At 76.4% G+C, this 4,909-nt stretch carries 4 protein-coding genes; 2 read left to right on the top strand and 2 right to left on the bottom strand.

The window, feature by feature from the left end; translation table 11 throughout:
- Nucleotides 1-226 precede the first annotated feature (226 nt).
- Nucleotides 227-1,333, top strand: coding sequence for a trypsin-like serine peptidase (locus tag GTR02_RS19845; RefSeq protein ID WP_166609207.1), 1,107 nt, complete (start codon nucleotides 227-229; stop codon nucleotides 1,331-1,333).
- Between the two features lie 79 nt (nucleotides 1,334-1,412).
- Here GTR02_RS19845 and GTR02_RS19840 read toward each other — a convergent pair whose 3' ends face one another.
- Together GTR02_RS19840 and gabT are read right to left on the bottom strand one after the other, a co-directional pair.
- Complete coding sequence (locus GTR02_RS19840; protein WP_166609206.1) at nucleotides 1,413-2,888, bottom strand: aldehyde dehydrogenase family protein; 1,476 nt, start codon at nucleotides 2,886-2,888, stop codon at nucleotides 1,413-1,415.
- Nucleotides 2,885-4,249, bottom strand: a complete 1,365-nt coding sequence (gene gabT, locus GTR02_RS19835) for a 4-aminobutyrate--2-oxoglutarate transaminase (protein WP_166609208.1) — start codon at nucleotides 4,247-4,249, stop codon at nucleotides 2,885-2,887. The genes GTR02_RS19840 and gabT overlap by 4 nt, the downstream gene beginning before the upstream one ends.
- Nucleotides 4,250-4,450: 201 nt before the next feature.
- On the opposite strand from gabT, the gene GTR02_RS19830 reads away from it, so the two are divergent.
- On the top strand, nucleotides 4,451-4,909 hold a 459-nt coding region (locus GTR02_RS19830), incomplete at its 3' end, for a PucR family transcriptional regulator ligand-binding domain-containing protein (protein ID WP_205709669.1).

The following is a 4,909-nucleotide window of genomic DNA, read 5'->3' as shown; positions in this document are numbered from 1 at the left end:
ACCTCGCCGACGCCCCCCGCCATCATGGACCGCGCCGGCCGGGCGCCGGGCGGCCCCACCGGCGGGCCCGCGTCCGTGTGGAGGAAGGCGGTGGGGCCCGTGCGGAGCAGGTGGTGGCGGGCGCCGGGGAGACGGCGACGGCCCGCGTCGGGGACACTGGCCCCGCAGCCGGCGTCACGGAGGACTCCGGCGGTGGCCCACCCCGCCCTCGGAAGGACAGCACCTCATGCTCCGGACCGCCCGTCGCCCGGCCCGTCGCCGCCGCGGCGCCGCCCTCGCCGCCGTCGTCCTCTCGAGCCTGGCCGTCACCGCCCTCCCGGCCTCCGCCCAGGCCGCCTCCGGCGTCGTGGGCGGGTCGGCGACGCTGCTGTCGACGGTGGGCGCCGCGGGCGCCGAGGCCGCCACGGAGTACTGGACCCCGGAGCGGATGGCCGCGGCGATCCCCGTCGAGGGTCCGGCCGTGTCCACGCAGGGCGTCGCCGCCGCCGTGGGCGCGCTGACCGGGCGCACCGCCGCACCGGCTCCCGCGGCGCCCCGGACCGCCGCTCCCGAGGCGCCGCGGGCCGACGACGGGCGCAGCACGCTGGCGGGCACCCCCGGCGTCGTGCGGGGCACGCGGGCCACCGCCGGCACGGTCGCGGTCGCGACCGCGTGGGCCGGCCCGGCCGCGGTGACCCAGCGCGTCGGCAAGGTCTTCTTCACGCGCGGTTCGCTGCCCTACGTGTGCTCCGCGAGCAGCGTCGACAGCCGCAACGGCAGCGTGGTCGTCACGGCCGGGCACTGCGCGACGGAGGGCGGGCGGGCCTCGACCAACTTCGTCTTCGTCCCGGGCTACCGCGACGGCCAGCGTCCGCACGGGACGTGGGCGGCGCGGCAGCTGTTCACGACGCCGGAGTGGTCCGGCGGGGACCAGGAGAGCGCGGCGGCCCTCAACAACGACGTCGCCTTCGCGGTCCTCGCGCCGCGCTCGGGCCGGACCCTGGCCGCGACCGTCGGGTCCTTCCCCATCGACTTCGCGGACAGCACCTCCACCGTCACGGTGTTCGGCTACCCGGTCTCCGCGCGCGACGACGGGGAGACCCTCAAGTACTGCGCCGGCCTGCGCTTCGCCGACACGTCCGGGACGACCGACCGCGGCACCAACTGCACGATGGCCGGCGGGTCCAGCGGGGGCCCGTGGCTGTCGCGGTTCGACCCCGTGGCGGGCCGGGGGACGGTGACGTCGGTGGTCAGCTTCAGCTACCAGGACGACCCGAGCCGGCTGTACGGGCCGGCGTTCGGCAGCTCGGTGCAGGCCGCCTACGCGAAGGCGTCGGTCGCGGCCGTCTCCTGATCCGAGCGCACCGGGAAGTCCCCGGACACGTCGACGGCCGCGGGACCTCCGGGTCCCGCGGCCGTCGTCGCGTCCGGGCTCAGCCGCGGTGGGTGATACCCACGTACTTCGTCTCGAGGTACTCCTCGATGCCCTCGGCCCCGCCCTCGCGGCCGAAGCCGCTGGCCTTGACCCCGCCGAAGGGCGCCGCCGCGTTGGACACGACGCCCGCGTTGAGGCCGACCATGCCCGTCTCCAGCGCCTCCGCGACGCGCAGCCCGCGGTCGAGCCCCTGCGTGAAGGCGTAGGCGACCAGCCCGTACTCGGTGCGGTTGGCCAGGGCCAGCCCCTCCTCCTCGGTGTCGAAGGCCACGACGGGCGCGACGGGCCCGAACGTCTCCTCCGTCAGCAGCCGCGCGCCGTCCGGGACGTGGTCGACGACGGTGGGTGCGTAGAAGTAGCCCTCGCCTCCCACCGCGGACCCGCCCGTGAGCACGCGGGCGCCGGCCCCGACGGCCTCCTCGACGCGGGCCGCGACGCCGTCGCGCGCGCGGGCGTCGATGAGCGGGCCGACCTGCACGCCCTCCTCGGTGCCGCGGCCGACGACGAGGGACCCCATGCGCTCCGCGAGGCGGCGGGAGAACTCCTCGGCCAGCGGGCGCTGGACGTAGAACCGGTTCGCCGACGTGCAGGCCTCCCCGGTGTTGCGCATCTTGGCGAGCATCGCGCCGTCGACGGCCGCGTCGAGGTCCGCGTCGTCGAACACCAGGAACGGGGCGTTGCCCCCGAGTTCCATCGAGAGCCGGAGCAGCTGCTGCGCGGACTGCTCCACGAGCGTGCGCCCGACCGCGGTGGACCCCGTGAACGTGAGCTTGCGCAGCCGCGGGTCGCGGATGACCGGCTCCATCACGGCCGCCGTCCGCGTCGTCGTGACGACGTTCAGGACGCCCTCGGGCAGCCCCGCCTCGGCCATGAGCTGCGCGAACAGCAGCGTCGTGAGCGGCGTCTGCGTCGCGGGCTTGACGACCATCGTGCAGCCGGCCGCGACCGCGGGAGCGACCTTGCGGGTCCCCATCGCGAGCGGGAAGTTCCAGGGAAGGATCATCAGCGTCGGGCCCACCGGCTGCTTCATCGTCAGCAACCGGCTGCCGCCCACCGGGTTCTCCGAGTACCGCCCCGAGATCCGCGGCGCCTCCTCCGAGAACCAGCGCAGGAACTCCGCACCGTAGGTGACCTCGCCGCGGGCCTCGGCCAGGGGTTTGCCCATCTCCAGCGTCATGAGCAGCGCGAACTCCTCGGCGCGCGCCGTGAGCAGCTCGAAGGCGCGACGGAGGACCTCGGCGCGCTCGCGGGGCGGGGTGCGCCGCCACGCGGGAGCGGCCTCGACGGCGGCGTCCAGCGCCGCCCGGCCGTCCGCGACGCTCGCGTCGGCGACCGAGGTGAGGACCTGCGCGGTGGCCGGGTCCTCGACGTCGACCGTCGCGCCGCCGTCGGCCGCGCGCCACCGTCCGCCCACGAACAGCTGCGTGGGAACGGATCCCAGCAGGTCGCGCTCACGCTCGGCGGTGCCGCTCACGCCGTCGCCCCCGTCCCCGCGAAGACCTCGTCGAGGACGTCGAACGCCTCCGCGAGCAGGGGCTCGGGCATGGCCAGCGCGGGCAGGAACCGCAGGACGTTGCCGTAGGTGCCGCACGTGAGCACCATGACGCCGCGCTGGGTGGCCTCCCGGGCCACGCGGGCGGCGAGCGCCGCGTCGGGCACGTGGGTGCCGGGTTCGACGAGTTCCACCGCCATCATCGCGCCGCGGCCGCGGACGTCGCCGACGCGCGGGTCGCGCCGCGCGAGCGCCTGCAGGCGCGTGGTCATGAGGGCGCCGAGCGCCGTGGCCCGCTCCAGCAGGCCCTCCTCCCGCACGGTCGCCAGCGCCGCGAGGGCCGCGGCGCACGCGACGGGGTTGCCGCCGTAGGTGCCGCCGAGCCCGCCGACGACCGGCGCGTCCATGATCTCGGCGCGGCCCGTGACCCCGGACAGCGGCAGCCCGCCCGCGATGCCCTTCGCGGTCGTCACGAGGTCCGGGACGATCCCCTCGTGCTCGCACGCGAACATGGCGCCCGTGCGGGCGAAGCCGCTCTGCACCTCGTCGGCGACGAACACGATGCCGTGGGCGCGCGTCCACTCCAGCAGCGCGGGCAGGAAGCCCTCGGCGGGCACGATGAACCCGCCCTCGCCCTGCACGGGCTCCACCACGACGCACGCCACGTTCGACGCGCCGACCTGCTTCTCGATGACGGCGATCGCTCGAGCGGCCGCGGCCGGCCCGTCGATCGGGTTCCCCTCGAGGTCGACGCCGTCGCGGAACGGGTAGGACAGCGGGGCGCGGTGGACGTCGGTCGCGAACGGCCCGAAACCCTCCTTGTAGGGCATGTTCTTCGCCGTCATGGCCATCGTGAGGTTGGTGCGGCCGTGGTAGGCGTGGTCGAACACGACGACCCCCGTGCGCCCGGTGTGGGCGCGGGCGATCTTCACGGCGTTCTCGACGGCCTCGGCGCCCGAGGTGAACAGGGCGGTCCGCTTCTCGAAGTCCCCCGGGGTGATCTCGTTGAGGGCCTCGGCGACCGCGACGTAGGCGTCGTAGGGGGTCACCATGAAGCACGTGTGGGTGAACTGCGACACCTGCTCGGTCACAGCCTCGACGACGCGCGGGGCGCTGGCCCCGACCGAGGTCACGGCGATCCCGGAGCCCAGGTCGATGAACGAGTTCCCGTCGACGTCGACGACGACGCCGCCCGCGGCCGCGGCCGCGTAGAACGGCATCGAGGAGCCGACGGCGGCGGACACCGCGGCGCGGCGGCGCGCGGCGAGCGCGCGGGAGCGGGGCCCGGGCACCTCGGTGAGCAGCCGCCGCACCTGCGGCAGCCCCGGCCCGCCCAGCGGCAGGTCCTGCGGGGGCGCCTCGGGCGGGGTCGGGACCTCCTGCGTCGTCGGGCTGTGCGTCTCGGTCTGCGTCACGTCCACTCCTGAAGGTCGTCCGGCGTCCGCCCCGACGCTAGGCCCGGCGACCGGGGCCCGTCAGTAGCAGCGGTGCACCGCCGCGCCGGGGACGCGGTGCGAGACTGCCACCGTGGTGACGGTGCGGTGGTGACGGTGGCGGACCTGCTGGCGGTCGAGGGCCTCGCGCTGCGCGTGCTGGGCGGACCGACCGGCACCCGGCTGCGCTGGGTGGCGACGAGCGAGCTGGACGACCCGACGCCCTTCCTCGAGGGCGGGGAGCTGCTGCTGACGACCGGGCTGCGCGTCGGCGCCGAGGGCGGCCCGGGCGGGGCCGGCTGGCCCGGCTGGGTCGAGGGCCTGGCCCGCGCCGGGGTCGCGGCGGTCGGCTTCGGGGTGGGTCTGGGGCACGCCGAGGTGCCCCCGGGGCTCGTGGCGGCCGGCCGCGCGCAGGGCGTGGCGGTGCTCCGGGTGCCACCCCCGACGCCCTTCATCGCCATCTCGCGCGCCGTGGCGGACCTGCTGCAGCGCGGCGAGCGGGCCGCGGTGTCCGCGGCCCTGCAGACGGTGCGCGACCTCACGCGGGAGGCCGGCGCAGCACGCGCGACG

The organism is Kineococcus siccus, assembly GCF_009906795.1.
Lineage (GTDB): Bacteria > Actinomycetota > Actinomycetes > Actinomycetales > Kineococcaceae > Kineococcus > Kineococcus siccus.
The sequence above is the reverse complement of the archived record's forward strand: the minus strand, read 5'-3'. Positions and strand labels throughout refer to the sequence as shown.

What these genes read in the sequence shown, in the direction of transcription:
- GTR02_RS19845 (WP_166609207.1), top strand. Translation starts at nt 227, where the DNA reads ATGCTCCGGACCGCCCGTCGCCCGGCCCGTCGCCGCCGCGGCGCCGCC.